This window comes from Brevibacterium sp. BRM-1 (assembly GCF_026802075.1).
Lineage (GTDB): Bacteria > Actinomycetota > Actinomycetes > Actinomycetales > Brevibacteriaceae > Brevibacterium > Brevibacterium rongguiense.
The window spans coordinates 1,517,519-1,540,191 of sequence record NZ_CP113788.1 but is presented as its reverse complement, the minus strand read 5'-3'; the positions used below and the strand labels follow the sequence as shown (position 1 = coordinate 1,540,191).

Here is a 22,673-nt window from a genome sequence, read left to right as displayed (position 1 = left end):
CGGCCGGGCGCCTGGGGTGGCCCGGCCCGGCGGTGCCGGTCTCAGCCGGCCGTCCGTGCCTCCCACGCCTCGATGTCGGCGAGCGCGGCTGCCCGGATCCGCTCCGGCGCCAGCGAGGCGCTAAAGCTCATCCGGGCCAGCTGGGCGAGGCCGTGAGCGTCGAAGCCGGCCGCGTGGGCCACTGCGTACTGGTCGGTCAGCCGCGCGTCGAAGATGAGCGGGTCATCGGCCCCCAGGGCAACGGTCGCGCCCGCGTCGACGAGCGCGCGCAGCGGGACATCGCCGGCGGCGGGGTAGACGCCGAGCCGCTCATTGGATACCGGGCACGCCTCCAGCGCGATCCCGGCCTCGACGAGCGCCGCCAGCAGCGCGGGATCCTCGGCGGCCCGCACGCCGTGGCCCAGGCGCGTCGGCCGCAGCTCGCGGACGACCTCGCGGATGTGCGCGGGCCCCAGCAGCTCACCGCCGTGGGGCAGGGCCGCCAGGCCCGCCCGGCGCGCGATCGCGAAGGCGGGGCCGAAGGCGGCCGTCGAGCCGGCCCGCTCATCGTTGGACAGCCCGAAGCCCACCACCTGGCCCGCCCCGCTGCCGGCGTGCTGGGCGGCCAGGCGGGCGAGCGCGCGGGCGTCGAGGGGGTGGCGGGTCCGCGAGGCCGCGACGATGAGCGCCATCCCGAAGCCCTCGTCAGACACGGCCCGGGCCTCGTCGAGCGCGATCTCGAGCGCCGGGGTGATGCCGCCGACGAACGGCGCATAGGAGGTCGGGTCGAGCTGGAGCTCGAGCCACCGGGACCCCTCGGCCCGGTCGAGGGCGGCAGCCGTGCGGATGACCTCGCGCATCGCCTCCTCGCCGCGCACCACGGCGCGCGCAGCATCGTAGAGCCGCTGGAAGCGGAACCAGCCGCGGGCATCGGGCGACACGCGCACCGCCTGGGCACCGCTCAGCGCGGCGGGCAGGCGCACACCGGCCCGCGCGGCGAGCGCAGCGAGGGCCGCGGGGCTCAGCGAGCCCGTGAAGTGCAGGTGCAGGTGGGCCTTGGGAAGCGCGTCCAGCTGGGCTCGGGTCGCCATCGCCCCAGCATACGAGCCCGCGGTGCGAGCCCGCCGAGCCGGCGCGGTTCGACGCGCGCGCCCGGGACCGGTATGCTCATATGCGTCTCCGGTCCGCGGATGCGCATCTGCGCGCTCCGAGGCGAAGGGGTGTGGCGCAATTGGTAGCGCAACGGTCTCCAAAACCGTAGGTTGCAGGTTCGAGTCCTGTCACCCCTGCTCTGGTCTGCTGCCGGGTCCGGCCGGGCTCCGGCAGACCGAAGCACAACGACGACCGAGTGAGGGCGAGTGGCACAGACACCGGCGCAGGCCGACGGCGCGACGAGCGCCCCCGAGCGCATGAAGCGCGGGTTCTTCGCAACGATCGTGCAGTTCTTCCGCGAGGTCTTCTCCGAGCTCAAGAAGGTCGTCACCCCCACCCGCAAAGAGCTCATCAACTACACCCTCGTGGTGCTGGGCTTCGTCATCACCATGATGCTGCTGGTCACCGTGCTGGACTTCGCGTTCGGCAAGCTGTCGGCCTTCGTCTTCGGCGGCGCGGCCCTGTGGCCGCTCTGGTGACGCACCCCTGCCGCCCGGCGCCCGCCGCCTAGCCGCAGCGCCCGCCCCGCATCACCGAGCACAGACCACAAGGAGAACTGGTGTCGGACAACACCCCGGAAACCGAGAACCCCGACGCGGCCGAGACCGCACAGGCGGACACCGCAGCCGCGGCGGCCCAGCCGGCCGAGGAGGCGCAGCCCGCCGAGGAGGCGCAGCCCGCCGCGCAGGGCGCGGACGAGGCCGGCGCCACCGGCTCGCTGCCGGATGACGAGGCCTCCGCTGAGGCGACCGGGGCCGTCGAGGGCGAGCAGGCCTCGGCAGAGGCCGACGGCACGGCCGCTGCCGAGTCAGAGGCCGATGCCGATGCGGCCGATGCCGAGCCTGAGGTCGATCCCGCCGAGGAGTTCAAGGCCGAGCTGCGCATGCAGGACGGCGACTGGTACGTCATCCACTCCTACGCGGGCTACGAGAACCGCGTGAAGACGAACCTCGAGAACCGTGCGGTCAGCCTCGACATGGAGGACCACATCTTCGAGGTCCAGGTCCCCATGGAAGATGTCGTGGAGATCAAGAACGGCCAGCGCAAGCAGGTGCGCCGCGTGCGCATCCCCGGCTACGTCCTCGTGCGCATGGAGCTCACCGATGAGTCGTGGGGCGTCGTGCGCAATACGCCCGGTGTGACGGGCTTCGTGGGCAATGCCTACGATCCGGTGCCGCTGCGCCTCGATGAGGTCTTCTCCATGCTCGCCCCCGTCTTCGAGGAGAAGCAGGCGGCCGCGGCCAAGGAGTCCGGCGCCGCCCAGCAGACCGCCGACGGCCGGCCCTACGAGGTCGACTTCGAGGTGGGCGAGTCCGTGCTCGTCAAGGAGGGCTCCTTCGAGGGCCACCCCGCGACCATCCAGGAGATCCGCCCGGATCAGCAGAAGCTCGTCGTGCTGCTGTCGATCTTCGAGCGCGACGTGCCGGTCGAACTGGGCTTCAACCAGGTCGAGAAGGTCTGACCGCCGTCCAAGCTTCCGGGCCGCCCGCGCGGCGGTCCGGCACAGCCCCGCCAGGGGTGCGCGGCGCCCGGGTCCGCCCGGGCGCCGCGCGCTTCCCTTCCGCATGCGTTCGTGGAATAATGGTGTGGTTTGACTGTCGGGATCTCATCGGAGCCCGGCGGGAACGCCCCCGCGGCACGAGCCGCGGGATGTCATACGAACGAGAAGGACCAACATGCCTCCCAAGAAAAAGGTTGCTGGCCTGATCAAGCTCCAGATCCAGGCTGGTGCCGCGAACCCGGCACCGCCCATCGGCCCGGCGCTCGGTCAGCACGGCGTCAACATCATGGAATTCTGCAAGGCGTACAACGCCGCGACGGAATCCCAGCGCGGGAACGTCATCCCCGTCGAGATCACCGTGTACGAGGACCGCTCGTTCACGTTCATCACGAAGACGCCGCCGGCCGCGGAGCTCATCAAGAAGGCCGCCGGAGTGAAGTCCGGTTCCGCGACCCCGCACACCGTCAAGGTGGCCCACCTGTCCAAGGACCAGGTGCGCGAGATCGCCCAGACGAAGATGCCCGACCTCAACGCGAACGACCTCGACGAGGCCGATCGCATCATCGCCGGCACCGCCCGGTCGATGGGCATCACCACCGACATCGAAGTCTGATCCCAGACACCAATCCCGTGGCAGGGTCGGCGGACCCGCACCACGACTGCAAGGAGTTAGCAGATGGCTAAGCGCTCAAAGGCCTACGAGGCCGCTGCCGAGAAGATCGCGGCAGACACCCACTACGAACCGGCCCAGGCGATCACCCTGGCCAAGGACACCTCCGTGGCGAAGTTCGACGCAACCGTCGAGGTTGCGCTGCGCCTGGGTGTCGATCCGCGCAAGGCGGATCAGATGGTGCGCGGCACCGTCAACCTCCCGCACGGCACCGGCAAGACCGCCAAGGTCCTGGTGTTCGCCGCCGGCGACCGTGCAGAGGCAGCCCGCGAAGCAGGTGCCGACTTCGTCGGCTCCGATGACCTGCTGGAGAAGGTGGCCGCAGGCTTCACCGACTTCGACGCCGCGGTTGCGACCCCGGACATGATGGGCAAGGTCGGCCGGCTGGGCAAGGTGCTGGGCCCCCGCGGCCTCATGCCGAACCCCAAGACCGGCACCGTGACGATGGACGTGGCGAAGGCCGTCAAGGACATCAAGGGCGGCAAGATCGAGTTCCGCGTGGACAAGCACTCGAACCTCCACTTCATCGTGGGCAAGGTGTCGTTCTCGGAGCAGGATCTCGAGGACAACTTCAACGCTGCGATCGAAGAGGTGCTGCGCCTCAAGCCGTCCTCCTCGAAGGGCCGCTACATCTCCAAGGCGACGCTGGCGACGACGAACGGCCCGGGCATCCCGCTCGACACGAACGCGCTGCGTCCGTGAGCTAGCCGCTCACCGCTCACCGCACAAGGGGCCGGGACGATCCGCTGGGATCGTCCCGGCCCCTTGTGCATCCCGGCGCCCGAGGCGCCCAGCAGGCGGGCGCCTCGGGCGCGGGAAAGCGGCGCGGCTAGAGTGGCTGGCGAATCCCCGCGGCGGCCCGCGCCGCGGCTGGCAGGGGGAGTGGCATGCAGCGGTACGCACCGGAGTCCGTCCGAGCCCAGATCGACTCGATCATGGGCGGCCTGGGGGCCGATGAGCACACGCGCGCCGTGTGCACGGAGGTCATGTACGACACGGACCTCATGGGCGTGGACTCGCATGGGATCTCGATGCTCGCCTACTACGCCCACGAGGTGCGCGCCGGCCGGATGGTCCCGGACGCGCGCCCGGAGGTGGTCCGCGACTTCGGCGCCGTGGCCCTCGTGGACGGTCGGCGCGGTTTCGGCCACCCCGCGGCGCACCTGGCCATGAGCCTCGCGATCGAGAAGGCTAAGCGCCTCGGCGTGGGGCTGGGCTCGGTGCGCGAGACCAACCACTACGGCGCCGCCGGCTACTACGCCCGCATGGCCGCTGCGGAGGGGCTCATGGGCCTCTCGCTGTGCTCCACCGCGAACGCCCTGCAGATCCCGCACGCCGCCAGGCGCCCGCTCATGGGCACCAACCCCATCGGCTTCGCCGCCCCCGTGCCCGGTGAGGACCCGCTGCTCGTGGACATGGCGACTTCGGTCGTGCCGCTGAACAAGGTGAAGGTCTACGGCCTCAAGGGCGAGGATCTGCCGGCCGATTGGGTGGCAGATGAGAGCGGCAGCGTGCTCACCGACGCGGGGGAGATCTACCGCAAGCTCGAGATCGACAAGGACGGCGCCCTGGGCCTCCTGCCGCTGGGCGGGGCGACGTTCTTCGAGGGCGGCCACAAGGGCTCCGCGCTCGCGACCATGGTCCAGGTGCTCTCCGCCGCGCTGTCCGGGGCGGCCCAGCCCGGCAATGTGGACGGCTACCAGAGCATCGGCTACTTCTTCCTCGCCATCGACCCGCAGGTGGTCGACCCGGACGGCGACGCCGGCGCCTATGTCCGCGAGCTGCGCGACACGATCCGGGCCATGGCGCCCGTGGACCCCCAGGTGCCCGTCCAGGCCACCGGCGACCGCGACTTCGCGACCCGCGCGCTGCGGTTGGCGGAGGGCGTGCCCCTGGCCCCCGCGCTGGTCGAGCAGCTGCGCGAGATCAGCGCCGACCTCGGCGTGGGCTTCGAGCTGCGCGAGCAGGGCTGACCGGCCGCGCGTGACCGGGCGCGGCTGCGCCCGCGGTCGGCCCGGGCCAGGCGGCCGTCTCACCCGTCGCCTCGCCGGCCGCTTCCTCACCCGCCGGCCGGCGCCGCCGGCGCCCGAAGCGGGCGAGCCACGCATCGCCCAGGCGGGAGAGCAGCGCGCCCAGGAGAAGCGAGACGACGATCGCGAGGCCCACCGTGAGCCATGTGGGCAGCGGGACCAAGCGGCCGGACACCCAGCCGACTCCCACGGAGTACACCGCCCAGACGACGGAGGCGGCGGCGGCCTGGCCGGCGAAGGCGCGCGCGGGCACCGCGCCGGAGCCCGCCACCAGCGCGATCGTCGTGCGCCCCAGGGGGATGAAGCGGGAGACGAGGGTGAGCACGAGCCCGTGGCTGCTGGCCCGCGCCTCCATCCGGTCGATGCGCTCGCGCGTGCGCTGGCCCGACAGCAGGCGCCAGGACCGGAAGCGCAGCCTGCCCGCCAGGCCCCACAGGCCCATATCGCCCAACCACGAGCCCGCGGCCATGGCGCCGATGAGCGCCCATGCCGAGGGGACGGCGTGCGCCGCGCTCAGCGCCCCCAGCGCCACGAAGAGCGAGGTGGTGGGGATGAACGGCGCGATGATCGAGACGAGGACGCAGAGGCCCGCGAGGGGATAGACGAGGGGGTCCGCGGCGAAGCCGAGCACCCACTGGGCGAGATTCTGCATGCGCCCAGGCTAGCCGCGTGCGGCGCGGGCGCCGGCTTCGGTCGCGGCGGCGGCGCTCGGGGACCGTGTCGAGTGGGCCGCGCCGGCGGACCGTGCCGAGCGAGGCCGCGGGCTTCGGCCGCGGCGGCCGGCGGCGGCCGCCGGCGCAGGTCGCTGTGGCCGTGGCACCCGGCCCGATTTGGCCCCGTCGGCCACCTGGTCTATGCTGGTATCTGCCCAAGACCGTCGGTCTCCGCGGGCACACCCGTTGCGAAGCGATTCGCGCCGGGCACCCGCGGGCGAAGACTCGTGAGAGTGACCTGCGCAGGTGTGAGGAGAATGCAGCCGGAGCAATCCGGTGCCAGCGTTCCGCGCCCCTGTGCGGAGCGCTTTTTTCGTGTCCGAGTCGGACCGGCATTTACGAAAGGACAACCATGGCGAGGCCTGACAAGGCAGCCGCGGTCGCGGAGATCAAGCAGCAGTTCGCTGATTCCCACGCCGCGTTGCTGACCGAGTACCGCGGTCTCACCGTCGCGCAGCTCAAGGAGCTGCGCGTCGCACTGGGTGAGAGCGCCTCCTACGCCGTGGTGAAGAATACGCTGACCGCAATCGCTGCTAAGGAAGCCGGCGTCGAGGGACTCGACGACCTGCTCTCCGGGCCGACGGCAATCGCCTTCGTCTCCGGTGAGATCTCCGATGCAGCGAAGGCGCTTCGTGACTTCGCCAAGGCGAATCCGCAGCTGGTCATCAAGGGAGGCTACTTCGACGGCAGCCTCCTCGCCGCTGAGGATGTAACGAAGCTCGCCGACCTCGAGTCGCGGGAGGTTCTGCTGGCCAAGGCCGCCGGTGCCATGAAGGGCGGCCTGTACAAGGCTGCCTACGTGGTCCAGGCTCCGCTGGTCAAGAACATCCGCACGATCGACGCCCTGCGCGAAAAGCGCCAGGGCGAAGAGGCCGCCTGAGCTTCACCCCGAACAACCACCCGGCCGCCCCGTGCGGCCACCACACGGAAGGACTAAGCCACCATGGCTAAGCTCACCCCCGAAGAGCTCATCGAGGCTTTCAAGGAGCTCACGCTCATCGAGCTCAACGACTTCGTCAAGAAGTTCGAAGAGGAGTTCGAGGTCGAGGCCGCGGCTCCGGTCGCCGCCGCTGCCGCCCCCGCCGCCGGCGGTGCCGATGCCGGCGCCGCCGCCGAGGAGAAGGACGAGTTCGACGTCGTCCTCGAGTCGGCCGGCGACAAGAAGGTTCCGGTCATCAAGGAGGTGCGCGCCCTCACCTCGCTCGGCCTCAAGGAGGCCAAGGAGCTCGTCGACGGCGCCCCCAAGGCCGTCCTCGAGGGCGTCAACAAGGAGACGGCCGACAAGGCCAAGGAGCAGCTCGAGGGCGCCGGCGCGACCGTCACCCTCAAGTGATCCCCCGTCGCTGACGGCTCGCGCCGTCCGCGACCGGCTCACCGCGAACCCCGCCGTGCATCGCACGGCGGGGTTCGCTGCGTCCGCGGGGGTGTGCGGACGCAGAGCCGTGCGGACGTGGAGCCATGCGGACGCCCCGCTCACGAGGCTGTGCCTGCGCCGCCGTGTGCGAGCGGGGAGGCGGCGCCCTCGAGCGCGGCACGCGGTCTTCGCGAGGCTGTGGCAGCGGGGGATATCGCGTGCCTGCGGTCTCCGGGGATCAGGCGATCAGGGGATCACGGGATGGGGCGCACCATGACAGGATGAGGCCATGTCCGCCGCATCGCCCTCGCCGGGCCCCTCGTCTTCCCCGTCCGCTCAGCCCGTGCGCACCGGCCGCGGAGGGTGCCCCGGCGGCGCGTCCACCCGGCTGAGCGCGGTGGCGCTGGCGCTGAGCATCGTGGCGCTGGTGGGATTCGCGGCCGCCGGCGCCGCCATGGGGTTCGTGACCACCCGGTGGCAGCAGTCCTCCGGGCGGTACATGAGCGACCTGCCGCCGGACTACTTCCTCGTGGCCAACGGCATCTGGCTGTCCTTCGCGCTGTGGGGTGCGCTGGGCACCGCCGGGCTCGTGTGCGCCATCGTGGCGCTCGTCAAGCGGCAAGGCAAGGGCCGGCCCATCGTCGCGATCGTCTGCAGCGTCCTGGCGCCCGGGGTGGGCTTCGCGGCCTTCGCGCTGGTGGCCCTCGTGTCGGCCTCCGCCTCGTAGCCCGGAATCACCCGGAACGGAACCGTTCGCGCCGGCCGCCCGAGTGCAGGCGCCCGCTCACCGGCGCGGGGCGCTTGTGGCCGCGGGCCGCATTCCGGCCGGCACGGCTGGATCCCTGGTCTCGGCACCGCTGCCCCCAGCTCGAGGTGCGACGGGGTCCGGTCACGGGGCGGCCGTGCTCCCGGGGACGGGTGTGCTGCCAGAACCGAGCCTGCGGTGCGGGCCCGGGGCCCGGCGCCGCCAGGGCCGCGCCCAGCGGCGACGAGCTCGGCCGGGGCCGCGGCGGCCCCTCTGTGGGCCGTGCGTCCGGCATCGCCCCCCGCGACGGGCGCCTGCCCGGCTCGCAGGCTCAGCGCAGGCGACGCAGGCCGGCGGTGCCCGTCTCCTCCGCCCAGGCGAAGGGCGCGGTGGCGAGCTCGCGCACCTCGGCGGCCGGATCCGCGGCCAGCTCCGCGAGGTTGGCGGCCTGCTCCTGGACGAAGGCCCGGTCGACCGGCTGGCCGTGGCCGGGGCAGAACACCGCGATGCCGGGCAGCGCCAGGACGTCGCGCAGCGCCTGCGCCCAGCGCCCGGGTGTCGCGTCCTCGCCCACGGAGGGCGGGGCGCCCTCCTCCACGAGGTCGCCCACGAGCGCGACATCGTCCACGATGAGCACGAGGTCGCTGTCGGTGTGGCCCGCCAGCTCGCGGGCGACGACGCTCGCCCCGCCCAGCTCGATCGCCTCACCGGCCCCCAGGGGGCGGACGTCCACGATGAGCTGTCCCGGATCCGGCGGCAGGTCGGGCTCGGCCTCGAGCGGCACGGAGTGGTACTGGTACCACGCGGAGCCCGCCTGGTCGCGCACGAAGCCGACGCCGGCGCGGAAGTCCTCCACCCCGGCCGCTCGGAACGTCGCGTTGCCGAAGAAGTGGTCCCAGTGGTCGTGGGTGTTCACCACCGTCAGCGGCAGCTCGGTCACGGCGCGAACGGCCGCAAGGATCCCGGCCGCCTGGCGCGGTCCCGCTCCCGTGTCGACGACGAGGGCGCGCTCCGCACCCACGACCAGGTAGCTGTTGAGGGCGGCCGGGTCGCTGGTGAAGGCGTAGACGCGGCTCACCGCGATTCCTCCGTGGCAGGACCGCCCTGGGTGCCGGGGGGCTGTGCACCGGGGCTCTGCGCTCCGGCACCCTGCGCTCCGGCACCCTGCGCACCGGGATCATGCGCGCCCGGTGCCTGGGTCCCGGGAGCGTGTGTGCCGCTGCCCGGGGCCCGGGGTGTGCCGGGGCGCCGCACTGCGCCCGGGCGCGGGGGAGCGGCCTGCGCGCCCGGGTCCGCCGGAGCCGGGCGCGCACCGGGGTTTGGCTGCCCATCGTCGTGCACGAGGCCGCGGCGGGGATCCATCCCCTGTGGGCGGGGACCCGGCCCCGCCTGCTCACGGTGGTCGGTCCGGTAGGGTGCCGGCGCTCGCCCGCCCGCCAGTCTGGGATCCCCGGCCTGCGGGGGCGCCGGGGGCGGCGTGGGCGGCGTGGCGCCGTGGTGACCGGCGGTCTGCGGATGCTGCGGCGGGTTCGCCCACTCGCCGGGCCGGCCGCTCACCGGCCCGGCGAGGGGGCCGGGTGGGATCTCCGGCGGACCCGCCGACGGCCGCCGAGGCTCCCGCGGGTCTCCGGCCCCTGAGGGCGCCATCCCCGCGGGCGGACCCTGCTGCTGGCCACGATCACCGCCCGGCACCGCACCGCCCGGTCCGCGCGGGGCCGGCGCTGGCGGCCGGAACCCGGGCGCAGGGGCGCCTGCGGGCCGCGGGGCCCAACGAGTGTGAGGATCCTGGCGCGCGCCCCCGGTTGCCGCGGCGGCGTCCCGGCGCGCCTGAGCGCCCCAGTGCGCGGCCCCGCCGTGAGGTCCCCCGGTTCCCCCGCCGGTGCCATCGCTCTGGGGGCCGGGGTCGAATGCGGGGGGCGACTGCGGCTGCGGCTTGCGCTGTCCGCGCAGCAGCAGCCAGACGACCACCCCGATGAGCACGAGCGCCAGCACGATGAGCGCCAGCCACACGAGGTCGCGCAGGAACCAGACGATGGCCGCGACGGAGGCCGCCAGTCCCCACCACAGCGCCCACGGCCGGGAGCGAAGCGCCCCGTAGACGAGCAGCGCCACGTGGTCGGCGAGGAAGACGACCGTGTACCAGCCGCCGCCGGCCAGTGCGGCGACGAGCCCCAGCAGGGTGAGCGCGGCGAACGGGACGATCAGCCGGACGAGCGCACCGGTGCGCTCGCCCCGCGGTTCGGCGCGCAGTCCCCAGAACCAGGCGACGGCCACGACGAGGTGCCAGCCGATGACGGCGCGCACGTCGACGATGCCGTGGACCACGAGCATCGCGCCGAAGGCCATGACGTAGCTCGCCGCCTCCGGCAGCACGCGCCGGGCCATGGGGCTGCGCATGCGCACGCCGAGCAGCGCGAGCATGAGCGCCGGCGCCATGACGGTGAGCCCGGCGGCCGCCTGCGGCAGGGAGTGCAGCCAGGGCACCGAGGCGCTCAGCGTGAGGGTGGCGAGCACCGCGATTCCCACCGCGCAGAACGCCATGATGAGGAGGGTGAGACTGGGGCGCCCCAGGCGCACGAGCAGCCAGTAGGCGCCGTAGGTGACGGCCCACGCACCCCAGGCGCCCACCAGCAGCTGCACGGACCCGTCATCGGTGATGAGCTGCGCCGGCAGCGTGAACATGATGAGCAGGGGCAGGCCCCCCAGGGCGAAGAGGCCGCCCAGCCGTTCACCCAGCGCCGTCGCGGCGCTGATCGCGACGACCACGCCGCAGGCCACCACGGCCAGCGGCAGGGCGGCGGCCGAGGAGCCGAACACCACGACCGCCGCACCGGCCAACGCGCCGATGCCCAGCGAGAAGGCCGTCGTGTATCCGGTGGCCCCGGCCAGCCGTGGGCGCGGGCCCCATCCGGCCGGCGGCGCCGGTTCGGGCCGTCGCGCGGCCGGCGCCCCCGGCTGCCGCGGAGCGGCGGGCCGCTTGACGGCACCGGGGATGGCCACGGTGGCCGGCGCGGTGGTGAGCACGCGGCGCTGCACCCAGCGCGCGGCCCCCAGGACGGCTACGATTCCCGCCCCGGCGAGCACCGCCTCGCTGGGGGCCAGCTGCGTGCGCGCGGAGATGAGGGACATGGCAAGGCCGGACAACAGCATGGGCTGGGCACCGGCCGTGCACAGCATGGCGGCTGTGGCGCACGAGAGCGCGCGCTGCGCTCGCCCCCTGCGCACGAGGGGCGCGGCGGCCAGGACGAGTCCCGCCGTTATGAGCGTGAGAACGACCGCGGTGATGAGCGCCGTGCGGGCCGGCGCCTCGGACGCGGGGCCGAGCGCGCGCGCAATGCCGCTCCCGAGCGCGAAGCTGAGCGGCATCGCCCCGGTGAGGAGCAGACCGGACTTCGCGGCGCACGCGCACCCCGCAAGCGCGAGCAGGAGCGCGAGGGCGATGGCGGCGGCCACCAACGGCATGCCGGCGTCCGGGGCGATCGCCGCGGGCAGGAGGAGGACGAACGGCGCACCGCCGCTCATCCAGGGGATGGCCCGCCGGGTGCGCGGCAGGCGGCGCCCGGCGCGCGAGGCGGCGAAGGTCTGCACGGCGATGACCCCGGCCAGCACGATCGTGAAGCCCGCTGCGGCGACGAGCACCCAGCGGGCCCCGCCGCCCGGCAGTGACGGGGACAGCGGCAGGAGCCTGCCGACCCATGCCACGGCGCCCAGCGCGCAGGCCGCGGCCACACCCTGTGCGGGCGGGAGGTCGAAGGCGAGGGCGATGAGGAGCGCGCATCCGGTGGCGCTCGCGCAGGCGAGGGCGAGCGCGATGGCCAGCGCCGGGACATCGGCGCGCAGCATCCCCTCGGCCGCGAAGTGCGCGGCGATCAGCAGCACTCCGCCCGTGCCCAGGCAGAGGAGGGAGAACAGCCGGTTGCGGCGGCGGACGAGCACCGCCTCGGCGCCCACGGCGACGGCGGCGATCAGCGCGGTGACGGCGCCGGCGCCGGTGCGCCCCGCGAAGCCCTCGTGACCGTGAAACCACAGCGCCCCGGAGCACGCCACGACGAGGGCGACGAGGGCGGCGATGGCAGCGGCCTGGGCCGCGGCAATCCGCCACATGGCGGGGAAGAGGAGCGCCGCGACGGCGTAGTGCACGGCGAGGGCGCCGAACAGCCCGGCCCAGGCGCCCGCGGAGGGGAACGGCATGATCGCCGTCGCGGCGACCACGGCTGCTGGCGCGACGACCTCGCCGATGAGCACGAGGGGCTCGGTCGTCAGGGCGCTCGCCCGGCCGCGGAGCACCCGCGCGGCGAGCGCGAGGAGCGAGGTGGCGAGGATGAGCACGACGAAGTACCAGACCACCGGTGCGGCGGTGAGGCTGGCGGCGGACATGAACAGGGAGAGGCAGAACAGGCCGGCGAACCAGGTGATCGTCGCCGAGCGCAGCAGCCATGCGGCGAGGACGAAGCACGCGAAGCCCACCAGCGAGGAGACGAACCAGGCGAGGCTGGGGGAGGTCAGCGACAGGCCGCCCAGCAGGGAGCCCGCGATCGGCACGAGGGCGAGGCCGAGCCCGGTGAGCGCGCTGCCGACGGGCCGCAGGCGCCGGGTGAGCGTGTAGATGAGCAGGCCGGTGCCGTAGACGACGAGGGCAACCGCCCAGATGCAGACCGCACGGATGCCCGGTGAGCGGGCGATGCTCGCGAACACGATCGCGGCGGCGAGGACGAAGAGGCAGGCGACGCCCAGGAGGATGTTCGGGTAGAGGGCGCTGCGGTCGGCGGCGGGGCGGGCAGCCGGCCGCTGTCCCGCGGGCGCGTAGGCCGCGGGCGCGTAACCGGCGGGAGCGGCCGCGGAGCGCGGAGTGCCGAGGGCACGGTCCGAGGGCACGGGCCCGCCCGGGTACGGCTGGCTGGCGATGGGCTGCTGCCCGGGGCCGGGGCCCCAGGCGCGGGATGCGCTCGGCCGTGGTCCTCCCGCTTGGGGCCCGCGAGGGCGGGGGCCCTGAGGCCGTGGACCCTGGGCCGCGGGGTTCGGTGCCGTGGGGTTCACGGCTGCGGGGCGTGGGGGCCCGGGGGCGGCGGCTCGTCGGCTCCCGCGGCTCCCGGGCCCCGCAGCGCGCCCGGCGGCACGCTCGGCGACGCGCCCGCCGGGGCGCCGCGAACCCGTGCCGCCCGTGGGGATCAGCCCCAGGCAGGAGACGCCGATCAGCGCGAAGGCCGCGGCGGAGGCGGCGAAGTGCAACCAGAAATACGACCCGTCCATGCTGGCAAGCTATCAGCGCGCACCGGTTCGCCGGCGAGGATCCACAGGGCCGCCGCCCGTTGTTCCCAAACCGCTACGAGGGACGCGGCGCCGCGCCCTCACCGTGCGCGGACACGCGGGGCAGCGTCCAGGGGCGCGGAGCCCAGCCGGCTCGCACCTCGCATCGGGCCCGCTGCTGGCCGGGTGCCGCCCGCGGCCCTCGCGTCGCCCCCGTGCCCTCGCATCAAACCCGCGCCCGCCGGTACCATCGCGCACATGACGAGAGCGGACGCGGCAGCACAGCCCGTGACGCTGCCGCCGGGGATGCGCCTTTTGCGAACCGCGGACTGCGGCGACCCGCGCCGCCCGGCCGGCCGCGCGCGACTCGCCGCGCTCCTGGACGGCATCGCCGGACTCGACCGGGCGCAGGAGGAGCGCCTGAGCGGCCTGCCCGCCGCGGTGGCCACCGGGGCGGAGCGACTGGCGAGGTGGCTGACGGACACGAGCTACACGCGCACGGGGGCGGTCATCGTCGGCCCCGGCGGGCGTCCCATCGCCGCCGGCCTCGCGCTGTTCTCGCAGCTGGAGAACCTCGACTTCATGGACTCGGAGGTGATCGTCGATCCGCGCGCCGCGCCGCAGCGGGCCGCGGCGGCCGTCGGCGCGCTCGAGGCGTTCCTCACCGCGGCGCGCGAGCGCGCCGGCCGGACGAAGGACCTGCGCTTCACCGAATCCGGTGCGGTGCCCGCGAGCGCGTTCAGCGAGCTCGCCCTGCCCGCGGTCCACCGCACCGGGCCGGTGTGGTGGAGCCCGGGGCTGCGCGGCAGCGGGCCGTCGGAACCCGGTGGCCGTGCTGCCGGTCCGGCCGGGCCGCGGGACCCGGCCGCGCGGGCGGTCCGGCCCGGCTCGGGCGCCGGCGCGCTGGGGGCCGATGCGACGACCGCGAGGATGCTCGCCCTCGGGTACCGGCTCATCCAGGTCGAGCGCCGCTCACTGCTGGCCCTCGCGGCCGTCTCCGCTCCCGAGGCCCCGGCCGGCCTCACCGCGCGCAGCTGGGCCGGCCTGCCGGGGGATGGGGACATGGCGGCACTGCTCGAGCTGCTCACGACGTTCAGCGCGGACGTCCCGGCCGGCGATGGGTCCTTCGAGCACGAGGCCGTTAGCGCCGACCGGCTGCGCAACGACCTCGACGTCGTGCGGGCCCAGGGCGGCGAGCGCTACTGGACGGCGCTGTTCGACACCGCAGGGCGCTGCACCGCGGCCACCGCGTTCGCCGCCGGCCCGCGGCCGGTGGCCCAGCAGGAGGAGACGGTGACGGCGCGCGCCCACCGCGGCCGGGGGCTGGCGGGCACCGTCAAGCGCCTGAATGCGGCGCACCTGCGGGAGCGGCGCCCCGATGTCGCATGGGTGCAGACGTACAACGCGTGCGAGAACGACGCGATGCTCGCCATCAACAACGCGGTGGGCTTCGAACCGGTCGCGTTCACCGGCCTCTGGGAGCGCTCCTGAGCGCCGACGACAGCCTCACCACCGCAAGCGGGGCACCATACCACAGCCGGACTTGCGCGCGGGGGCATTCGGGTCTAATGTAGATCCTTGCGTTGCTGTAGCTTGTGGTGCCTTCAAATAGCGGTGGGCCAGCAAGGACTTCACCTCCGGAGACGATCGGAGCCCGCACACCAGGGCGGGCTCGCGCACTCGATTGAGCCCACGCCGGCAATGCTCCCGGGGTGAGCGCGGCAGCGCAGGAGAGACAACCACGTGGAAGGATCCCATTGGCCGCCGCCAACGAAAACATCAGGACCGCTAACCCGCCCAAGCGCATCTCCTTTGCGAAGATTCACGAGCCCCTCGAGGTCCCCAATCTGCTGGGCCTCCAGACCGACAGCTTCGACTGGCTGATCGGCAACGAGCGCTGGCAGGACCGCGTCGCCGAGGCCATCGAGACGGGCGACGACTCGGTTGCCACCACCTCGGGCCTCGAGGACATCTTCGAGGAGATCTCTCCCATCGAGGACTTCTCCGGCGCGATGAGCCTGTCGTTCCGCGAGCACCGCTTCGAGCCGCCCAAGTACTCGATCGACGAGTGCAAGGAGCGGGACATGACCTACTCGGCCCCGCTGTTCGTCACCGCCGAGTTCATGAACAACAACACGGGCGAGATCAAGAGCCAGACGGTCTTCATGGGCGACTTCCCGCTCATGACCGACCAGGGCACCTTCGTCATCAACGGCACCGAGCGCGTCGTCGTCTCGCAGCTCGTGCGCTCCCCGGGCGCCTACTTCGAGGCCGCCGCGGACAAGACGAGCGACAAGGACATCTACACCGCGAAGATCATCCCCTCGCGCGGCGCCTGGCTCGAGTTCGAGATCGACAAGCGCGACCAGGTGGGCGTGCGCCTCGACCGCAAGCGCAAGCAGTCCGTCACCGTGCTGCTCAAGGCGCTGGGCTGGACTGAGTCGAAGATCCTCGAAGAGTTCGGCGAGTTCGAGTCCATCCGCGAGACCCTCGCGAAGGACACCGTCGAGACCCGCGAGGAGGCGCTGCTCGACATCTACAAGAAGCTGCGCCCGGCCGAGCCCGCGACCGTCGAGGCCGCGGAGACCCTGCTGCGCAACCTCTACTTCAACAACAAGCGCTACGACCTGGCGAAGGTGGGCCGCTACAAGCTCAACCGCAAGCTCGGCATCGACGCGCCGCTGTCGGACTCCGTGCTCTCCGTCGACGACATCGTCGCGACCATCCGCTACATCGTCTCGCTGCACGCCGGCAAGGACTCCATGCCCGGGCGCCGCGACGGCGAGGAGACGGAGATCCGCGTCGCGCTCGACGACATCGACCACTTCGGCAACCGCCGCATCCGCGCGGTGGGCGAGCTCATCGAGAACCAGGTCCGCACGGGCCTGTCGCGCATGGAGCGCGTCGTGCGCGAGCGCATGACGACGCAGGACGTCGAGGCGATCACGCCGCAGACGCTCATCAACATCCGCCCGGTCGTCGCCGCGATCAAGGAGTTCTTCGGCACCTCGCAGCTGAGCCAGTTCATGGATCAGAACAACCCGCTCGCGGGCCTGACCCACAAGCGCCGGCTCTCCGCGCTGGGCCCCGGCGGCCTCTCCCGCGACCGCGCGGGCATGGAGGTCCGCGACGTCCACCCCTCGCACTACGGCCGCATGTGCCCGATCGAGACGCCGGAGGGCCCGAACATCGGCCTCATCGGCTCGCTCGCGTCCTACGCGCGCATCAACCCGTTCGGCTTCATCGAGACCCCGTACCGCAAGGTCGTCGACGGCGTCGTGACGGACCAGACCGCGTACCTCACCGCGGACGACGAGCTGGAGTACAACATCGCGCAGGCCAACGCGCCGCTCGACGACGACAGCCGCTTCGCCGAGGACCACGTGCTCGCCCGCCCCAAGGGCGGCGGCGGCGAGGCCGAGCTCCTGCCGGTCTCCGAGATCGACTTCATGGACGTCTCGGCCCGCCAGATGGTCTCCGTGGCCACCGCGCTCATCCCGTTCCTCGAGCACGACGACGCCAACCGCGCCCTCATGGGCGCGAACATGCAGCGCCAGGCGGTGCCGCTGGTCATGAGCGAGGCCCCGTTCGTGGGCACCGGCATGGAGTACCGCGCGGCCGTCGACGCCGGCGACGTCATCGTCGCGCAGAAGCCGGGCGCCGTCACCGAGGTCTCCGCGGACCACGTCACCGTCATGAACGACGACGGCACCACCTCGACCTACCGGGCCGAGAAGTTCCGCCGCTCGAACCACGGCACGTCCTACAACCAGCGCATCATCGCCAACGAGGGCGACCGGGTGGAGATCGGCGCAGTGCTCGCCGACGGCCCGGCCACCGAGAACGGCGAGATGGCGCTCGGCAAGAACCTGCTCGTGGCGTTCATGTCCTGGGAGGGCTACAACTTCGAGGACGCCATCATCCTGTCCCAGCGCATGGTCCAGGACGACGTCCTCTCCTCGATCCACATCGAGGAGCACGAGGTCGACGCCCGCGACACGAAGCTGGGCGCCGAGGAGATCACGCGCGACATCCCGAACATCTCCCCGGACGCGCTGGCCGACCTCGACGAGCGCGGCATCATCCGCATCGGCGCCGAGGTCACGGACGGCGACATCCTCGTCGGCAAGGTCACGCCCAAGGGCGAGACCGAGCTGACCCCGGAGGAGCGCCTGCTGCGCGCGATCTTCGGCGAGAAGTCCCGCGAGGTCCGCGACACATCGCTCAAGGTGCCCCACGGCGAGTCCGGCACCGTCATCGCCGTCAAGGTCTTCGACCGCGACGAGGACGACGAGCTGGCTCCCGGCGTCAACCAGCTGGTCCGCGTCTACGTCGCCCAGCGGCGCAAGATCACGATCGGCGACAAGATGGCCGGCCGCCACGGCAACAAGGGCGTCATCTCGCGCATCCTGCCGGTCGAGGACATGCCGTTCCTCGCCGACGGCACGCCTGTCGACGTCATCCTCAACCCGCACGGCGTGCCCCGGCGCATGAACATCGGGCAGGTCTTCGAGGTCCACCTCGGCTGGATCGCCAAGCAGGGCTGGAAGATCGAGGGCAACCCCGAGTGGGCCCAGGAGCTCAGCCACCTGCACTTCGAGCGCGAGGCCGAGCCCGGGACGAACGTCGCCACCCCGGTGTTCGACGGCGCCCACGAGGAGGAGCTGCGCGGCCTGCTGGACTCGACGCTGCCCAACCGCGACGGCGACCGCCTCATCGACTCCTCGGGCAAGGCGCGCCTGTTCGACGGCCGCTCCGGCGAGCCGTTCCCGTACCCCATCTCCGTGGGCTACATGTACATGCTCAAGCTGCACCACCTGGTCGACGACAAGATCCACGCGCGCTCGACCGGGCCGTACTCGATGATCACCCAGCAGCCGCTGGGCGGCAAGGCGCAGTTCGGCGGACAGCGCTTCGGCGAGATGGAGGTGTGGGCGCTCGAGGCGTACGGCGCCGCGTACACCCTCCAGGAGCTGCTCACCATCAAGTCCGATGACATCCCGGGCCGCGTGAAGGTCTACGAGGCGATCGTCAAGGGCGAGAACCTGCCGGACCCGGGCATCCCCGAGTCCTTCAAGGTCCTCATCAAGGAGATGCAGTCGCTGTGCCTCGACGTGGAGGTCCTCTCCGCGGACGGCATGTCGGTCGAGATGCGCGATTCCGATGACGAGGTCTTCCGCGCCGCGGAGGAGCTCGGCATCAACCTCTCGCGCAACGAGGCCAACACCGTCGAAGAGGTCTGAGACCCGCTGACACCAGCAAACCCGAACTCACCTGAGATTTACGACGGCCCCGAGGCCGTCAATGAGAAAGAGGTTCTACGTGCCTGACGTCAATTTCTTTGATGAGCTGCGCATCGGCCTGGCGACCGCCGAAGACATCCGCCGCTGGTCGTACGGCGAGGTCAAGAAGCCCGAGACCATCAACTACCGCACCTTGAAGCCGGAGAAGGACGGCCTCTTCTGCGAGAAGATCTTCGGACCGACTCGCGATTGGGAGTGCTACTGCGGCAAGTACAAGCGCGTGCGCTTCAAGGGCATCATCTGCGAGCGCTGCGGCGTCGAGGTGACCCGCGCCAAGGTGCGCCGCGAGCGGATGGGCCACATCGAGCTCGCCGCCCCGGTCACCCACATCTGGTACTTCAAGGGCGTGCCCAGCCGTCTGGGCTACCTGCTCGACCTGGCGCCGAAGGACCTCGAGAAGGTCATCTACTTCGCCGCCTACATGATCACCTCGGTCGACGAGGAGTCGCGCCACCGCGACCTGCCCACGCTGCAGAACCAGATCGACGTGGAGAAGAAGCGCATCGTCGACCGCCGCGACGCGGACGTCGACCGCCGCGCCAAGAAGCTCGAGGAGGACCTCAAGGCCCTCGAGGCCGACGGTGCCACCGCCGCCGCCAAGAAGAAGCTCGAGGCGCAGGCGGAGAAGGAGATGGGCAATCTGCGCCGCAGTGCGGATCGCGAGCTCGACCGCATCGAGAAGGTGTGGGACCGCTTCAAGGGCCTCAAGGTCTCCGACCTCGAGGGCGATGAGCAGCTCTACCGCGACATGGTCGAGCGCTTCGGCATCTACTTCACCGGTGCCATGGGCGCCGAGGCGATCCAGAAGCGCCTGCAGGACTTCGACCTGGACGCCGAGTCCGAGGCCCTGCGCGAGCTCATCAAGACCGGCAAGGGCCAGCGCAAGACCCGCGCGCTCAAGCGCCTCAAGGTCGTCAACGCGTTCATGACCACGGACAACTCGCCCGAGGGCATGGTGCTCGACGCGATTCCGGTGATCCCGCCGGAGCTGCGCCCCATGGTCCAGCTGGACGGCGGCCGCTTCGCGACCTCCGACCTCAACGACCTGTACCGCCGCGTCATCAACCGCAACAACCGCCTCAAGCGCCTGCTCGACCTGGGCGCCCCGGAGATCATCGTCAACAACGAGAAGCGGATGCTCCAGGAGGCCGTGGACTCGCTGTTCGACAACGGCCGCCGCGGCCGCCCGGTCACCGGGCCGGGCAACCGCCCGCTCAAGTCGCTGTCCGACATGCTCAAGGGCAAGCAGGGCCGGTTCCGCCAGAACCTGCTCGGCAAGCGCGTGGACTACTCGGGCCGCTCGGTCATCGTCGTCGGCCCGCAGCTCAAGCTGCACCAGGCCGGCCTGCCGAAGACCATGGCGCTCGAGCTGTTCAAGCCGTTCGTCATGAAGCGGCTCGTGGACCTCAACCACGCGCAGAACATCAAGTCCGCCAAGCGCATGGTCGAGCGCCAGCACCCCCAGGTGTGGGATGTCCTCGAAGAGGTCATCACCGAGCACCCGGTGCTGCTCAACCGCGCGCCCACCCTGCACCGCCTGGGCATCCAGGCGTTTGAGCCGCAGCTCATCGAGGGCAAGGCCATCCAGATCCACCCGCTCGTCTGCTCGGCGTTCAACGCCGACTTCGACGGCGACCAGATGGCCGTGCACCTGCCGCTGGGCACCGAGGCGCAGGCCGAGGCCCGCATCCTCATGCTGTCCGCGAACAACATCCTCAAGCCCTCCGACGGCAAGCCCGTGACCATGCCCAGCCAGGACATGATCATCGGCATCTACCACCTGACGTCGCAGCGCACGGATGTCCCCGGCATCGGCCGCGAGTTCGGCTCGATCGCGGAGGCCATCATGGCCTTCGACCGCGGGGAGCTGGACCTGGGCGCCGAGTGCAAGATCCGCATCGGCGACGTGGTCCCGGGCAAGGACCTCGAGGTCCCGGCCGGCTGGGCGCCGGGTGATCCGCTGGTCGTGCAGACCACGCTGGGCCGCGCGCTGTTCAACGAGACGCTGCCGGCGGACTACCGCTACGTCAACCGCACGGTGGACAAGAAGACGCTGTCGAAGATCGTCAACCGCCTCGCCGACCTGTACCCCAAGGTCGACGTCGCCGCGACCCTCGACAACTTCAAGGCCACCGGCTTCTACTGGGCGACCCGCTCCGGCCTCACGGTCGCGATGTCCGACATCGTGTCCCCGGCCGTCAAGGAGTCCATGCTCTCCGCGGCTGAGGACCAGGCGGCGAAGGTCCAGGACCAGTTCGACTTCGGCGCGCTCACGGACGATGAGCGCCGCTCGGAGCTCGTGAAGATCTGGTCGGACACGACGGACGAGGTCGCCGAGGCCATGCAGCACAACTTCCCCGAGGAGAACTCGGTGCTGCGCCTCGTCGAATCCGGCGCCTCGGGCAACTGGACCCAGGTCCGGCAGCTCGCGGGCATGCGCGGCCTGGTGACGAACCCCAAGGGCGAGATCATCCCGCGTCCCATCAAGTCGAACTACCGCGAGGGCCTCTCGGTGCTCGAGTACTTCATCGCCAGCCACGGCGCCCGCAAGGGCCTGGCCGACACCGCGCTGCGCACGGCGGACTCGGGCTACCTGACCCGACGCCTCGTCGATGTGTCGCAGGACGTCATCGTGCGCACGGAGGAGACGGACTCGAACAAGGGCATCACGCTGCCCGTGGCGCAGGAGACCGCCGACGGCGGCCTCGAGCCCCACGAGTACGTGGAGACCAGCGTCTACGGCCGCCTGCTCGTCAGCGATGTCCTCGACGCGGACGGCAACGTCGTCGTCGAGGCCAAGACGGACATCAACGCGGACGTCGTGGACCGGCTCGTCGCCGCGGGCATCCGCGAGGTCAAGGTCCACTCGGTGCTCACCGCCGATTCGGACGTGCAGATCTCCGCGATGCACTACGGCCGCTCGATGGCCACGGGCAAGCTCGTGGACATCGGCGAGGCGATCGGCACCGTCGCGGCGCAGTCGATCGGCGAGCCCGGCACGCAGCTGACAATGCGCACCTTCCACACCGGCGGCGTGGCCGCCGGCGGCGGGGGCGACATCACGCAGGGCCTGCCGCGCGTCACTGAGCTGTTCGAGGCGCGCACGCCCAAGGGCTTCGCGCCCATCGCCGAGGCCACCGGCCGGGTGAAGATCGACGACAGCCGCAAGACGCGCTTCGTCATCGTCGTCCCGGACGACGGCGCCGAGGAGATCGAGCACGCCGTGGGCCGCCGCTCGCAGCTGCTCGTCGAGGACGGCCAGCACATCACCGCGGGAGACAAGCTCGTGGCCGGTGCGGTCGACCCCAAGCAGGTGCTGCGCATCCGCGGTCGCCGGGAGGCCGAGCGCTTCCTCGTCGACGAGGTGCAGAAGGTCTACCGCTCGCAGGGCGTGGGCATCCACGACAAGCACATCGAGGTCATCGTGCGCCAGATGCTGCGCCGCGTGACGGTCATCGAGTCCGGCGACACGAACCTGCTGCCGGGCGAGCTGGTGGACCGCGGCCGGTACCAGGCGGAGAACCGCCGCGTCGTGGCCGAGGGCGGCACGCCCGCCAGCGCCCGCGATGAGCTCATGGGCATCACGAAGGCGTCGCTGGCCACGGACTCGTGGCTGTCGGCCGCATCGTTCCAGGAGACGACGCGCGTGCTCACCGAGGCTGCGATGGAGGGCAAGTCCGACCCGCTGCTGGGCCTCAAGGAGAACGTCATCCTGGGCAAGCTCATCCCGGCGGGCACGGGCATGCACAAGTTCCGCGACATGGTCGTGGAGCCCACGGAGGAGGCGAAGGCGGAGATGTTCAACAACTCCTACGGCGACTTCTACCCGGCGCTGGCCGGCGAGGGCTCGGCGATCGCGCTCGAGGACTACGACTTCGGGGGCTTCTCCGGCGTCTGATCCGCCCGGGGCCGGCCGCCGCGCCGGCCCCGGCAGCCCGAGGGCCCCGCCTCCACTCACGTGGAGGCGGGGCCCTCTCGC

Annotated in this window: 15 protein-coding genes and 1 tRNA gene; 12 read left to right on the top strand and 4 right to left on the bottom strand. The window is 72.1% G+C overall.

What is annotated here, in order from left to right; translation table 11 throughout:
* Window positions 1-41: 41 nt before the first annotated feature.
* On the bottom strand, window positions 42-1,070 hold the full coding sequence (locus BRM1_RS06800) for an adenosine deaminase (RefSeq protein ID WP_160951949.1): 1,029 nt from the start codon (window positions 1,068-1,070) through the stop codon (window positions 42-44).
* A 125-nt stretch (window positions 1,071-1,195) separates the two neighbouring features.
* Between BRM1_RS06800 and BRM1_RS06795 the strand changes: the two genes are divergently transcribed.
* The 6 genes from BRM1_RS06795 to BRM1_RS06770 all read left to right on the top strand — a co-directional run bounded on the left by BRM1_RS06795 (window position 1,196) and on the right by BRM1_RS06770 (window position 5,275).
* Window positions 1,196-1,268 (top strand) — tRNA-Trp (locus tag BRM1_RS06795).
* A gap of 69 nt (window positions 1,269-1,337) precedes the next feature.
* On the top strand, window positions 1,338-1,610 hold the full coding sequence (gene secE, locus BRM1_RS06790; RefSeq protein ID WP_442864349.1) for a preprotein translocase subunit SecE: 273 nt from the start codon (window positions 1,338-1,340) through the stop codon (window positions 1,608-1,610).
* 80 nt (window positions 1,611-1,690) lie between these two features.
* Window positions 1,691-2,593 (top strand): transcription termination/antitermination protein NusG, encoded by a 903-nt coding sequence (gene nusG, locus BRM1_RS06785; protein WP_268529586.1) that lies wholly within the window; start codon window positions 1,691-1,693, stop codon window positions 2,591-2,593.
* 214 nt (window positions 2,594-2,807) lie between these two features.
* Window positions 2,808-3,245, top strand: a complete 438-nt coding sequence (rplK, locus tag BRM1_RS06780; RefSeq protein ID WP_160951947.1) for a 50S ribosomal protein L11 — start codon at window positions 2,808-2,810, stop codon at window positions 3,243-3,245.
* Window positions 3,246-3,308: 63 nt separating this feature from the next.
* The gene (rplA, locus tag BRM1_RS06775; RefSeq protein WP_268529584.1) at window positions 3,309-4,004 is read left to right on the top strand and encodes a 50S ribosomal protein L1; all 696 of its coding nucleotides are present in this window, start codon (window positions 3,309-3,311) and stop codon (window positions 4,002-4,004) included.
* Window positions 4,005-4,189: 185 nt separating this feature from the next.
* Window positions 4,190-5,275, top strand: a complete 1,086-nt coding sequence (locus BRM1_RS06770) for an Ldh family oxidoreductase (protein ID WP_160951945.1) — start codon at window positions 4,190-4,192, stop codon at window positions 5,273-5,275.
* Here the strand turns inward: BRM1_RS06770 and BRM1_RS06765 are convergent.
* On the bottom strand, window positions 5,229-5,984 hold the full coding sequence (locus BRM1_RS06765) for a DedA family protein (protein ID WP_268529583.1): 756 nt from the start codon (window positions 5,982-5,984) through the stop codon (window positions 5,229-5,231). The genes BRM1_RS06770 and BRM1_RS06765 overlap by 47 nt on opposite strands.
* Window positions 5,985-6,397: 413 nt before the next feature.
* Between BRM1_RS06765 and rplJ the strand changes: the two genes are divergently transcribed.
* From rplJ to BRM1_RS06750, 3 genes are all read left to right on the top strand, one after another.
* Window positions 6,398-6,925 (top strand): 50S ribosomal protein L10, encoded by a 528-nt coding sequence (gene rplJ / locus BRM1_RS06760; protein WP_160951943.1) that lies wholly within the window; start codon window positions 6,398-6,400, stop codon window positions 6,923-6,925.
* A 63-nt stretch (window positions 6,926-6,988) separates the two neighbouring features.
* Window positions 6,989-7,378, top strand: a complete 390-nt coding sequence (gene rplL, locus BRM1_RS06755) for a 50S ribosomal protein L7/L12 (protein WP_160951942.1) — start codon at window positions 6,989-6,991, stop codon at window positions 7,376-7,378.
* A 310-nt stretch (window positions 7,379-7,688) separates the two neighbouring features.
* Complete coding sequence (locus BRM1_RS06750) at window positions 7,689-8,126, top strand: hypothetical protein (RefSeq protein ID WP_268529580.1); 438 nt, start codon at window positions 7,689-7,691, stop codon at window positions 8,124-8,126.
* Between the two features lie 349 nt (window positions 8,127-8,475).
* Here BRM1_RS06750 and BRM1_RS06745 read toward each other — a convergent pair whose 3' ends face one another.
* Window positions 8,476-9,222 carry an MBL fold metallo-hydrolase gene (locus BRM1_RS06745; protein WP_160951940.1) on the bottom strand — a complete coding sequence of 249 codons (747 nt, stop codon included), beginning with the start codon at window positions 9,220-9,222 and terminating at the stop codon, window positions 8,476-8,478.
* Window positions 9,219-13,019 carry a hypothetical protein gene (locus BRM1_RS06740; protein ID WP_268529578.1) on the bottom strand — a complete coding sequence of 1,267 codons (3,801 nt, stop codon included), beginning with the start codon at window positions 13,017-13,019 and terminating at the stop codon, window positions 9,219-9,221. The genes BRM1_RS06745 and BRM1_RS06740 overlap by 4 nt, the downstream gene beginning before the upstream one ends.
* 630 nt (window positions 13,020-13,649) lie before the next feature.
* On the opposite strand from BRM1_RS06740, the gene BRM1_RS06735 reads away from it, so the two are divergent.
* The 3 genes from BRM1_RS06735 (at window position 13,650) to BRM1_RS06725 (ending at window position 22,592) form a co-directional block, all read left to right on the top strand.
* Window positions 13,650-14,882, top strand: coding sequence for a hypothetical protein (locus tag BRM1_RS06735; RefSeq protein ID WP_160951938.1), 1,233 nt, complete (start codon window positions 13,650-13,652; stop codon window positions 14,880-14,882).
* Between the two features lie 266 nt (window positions 14,883-15,148).
* A complete protein-coding gene (gene rpoB / locus BRM1_RS06730; protein ID WP_160951937.1) occupies window positions 15,149-18,634 on the top strand; it encodes a DNA-directed RNA polymerase subunit beta in 3,486 nt (1,161 codons plus the stop codon).
* A 79-nt stretch (window positions 18,635-18,713) separates the two neighbouring features.
* Window positions 18,714-22,592: a DNA-directed RNA polymerase subunit beta' gene (locus BRM1_RS06725; RefSeq protein ID WP_326958504.1), complete on the top strand. Its 3,879-nt coding sequence runs from the start codon at window positions 18,714-18,716 to the stop codon at window positions 22,590-22,592.
* Window positions 22,593-22,673: the final 81 nt, after the last annotated feature.

Coding starts and splice junctions, on each gene's coding strand:
- BRM1_RS06770 (WP_160951945.1), top strand. CDS start 4,190: ATGCAGCGGTACGCACCGGAGTCCGTCCGAGCCCAGATCGACTCGATC.
- BRM1_RS06750 (WP_268529580.1), top strand. CDS start 7,689: ATGTCCGCCGCATCGCCCTCGCCGGGCCCCTCGTCTTCCCCGTCCGCT.
- rplJ (WP_160951943.1), top strand. CDS start 6,398: ATGGCGAGGCCTGACAAGGCAGCCGCGGTCGCGGAGATCAAGCAGCAG.
- rplK (WP_160951947.1), top strand. CDS start 2,808: ATGCCTCCCAAGAAAAAGGTTGCTGGCCTGATCAAGCTCCAGATCCAG.
- rplA (WP_268529584.1), top strand. CDS start 3,309: ATGGCTAAGCGCTCAAAGGCCTACGAGGCCGCTGCCGAGAAGATCGCG.
- BRM1_RS06800 (WP_160951949.1), bottom strand. CDS start 1,070: ATGGCGACCCGAGCCCAGCTGGACGCGCTTCCCAAGGCCCACCTGCAC.
- rplL (WP_160951942.1), top strand. CDS start 6,989: ATGGCTAAGCTCACCCCCGAAGAGCTCATCGAGGCTTTCAAGGAGCTC.
- BRM1_RS06765 (WP_268529583.1), bottom strand. CDS start 5,984: ATGCAGAATCTCGCCCAGTGGGTGCTCGGCTTCGCCGCGGACCCCCTC.
- BRM1_RS06735 (WP_160951938.1), top strand. CDS start 13,650: ATGACGAGAGCGGACGCGGCAGCACAGCCCGTGACGCTGCCGCCGGGG.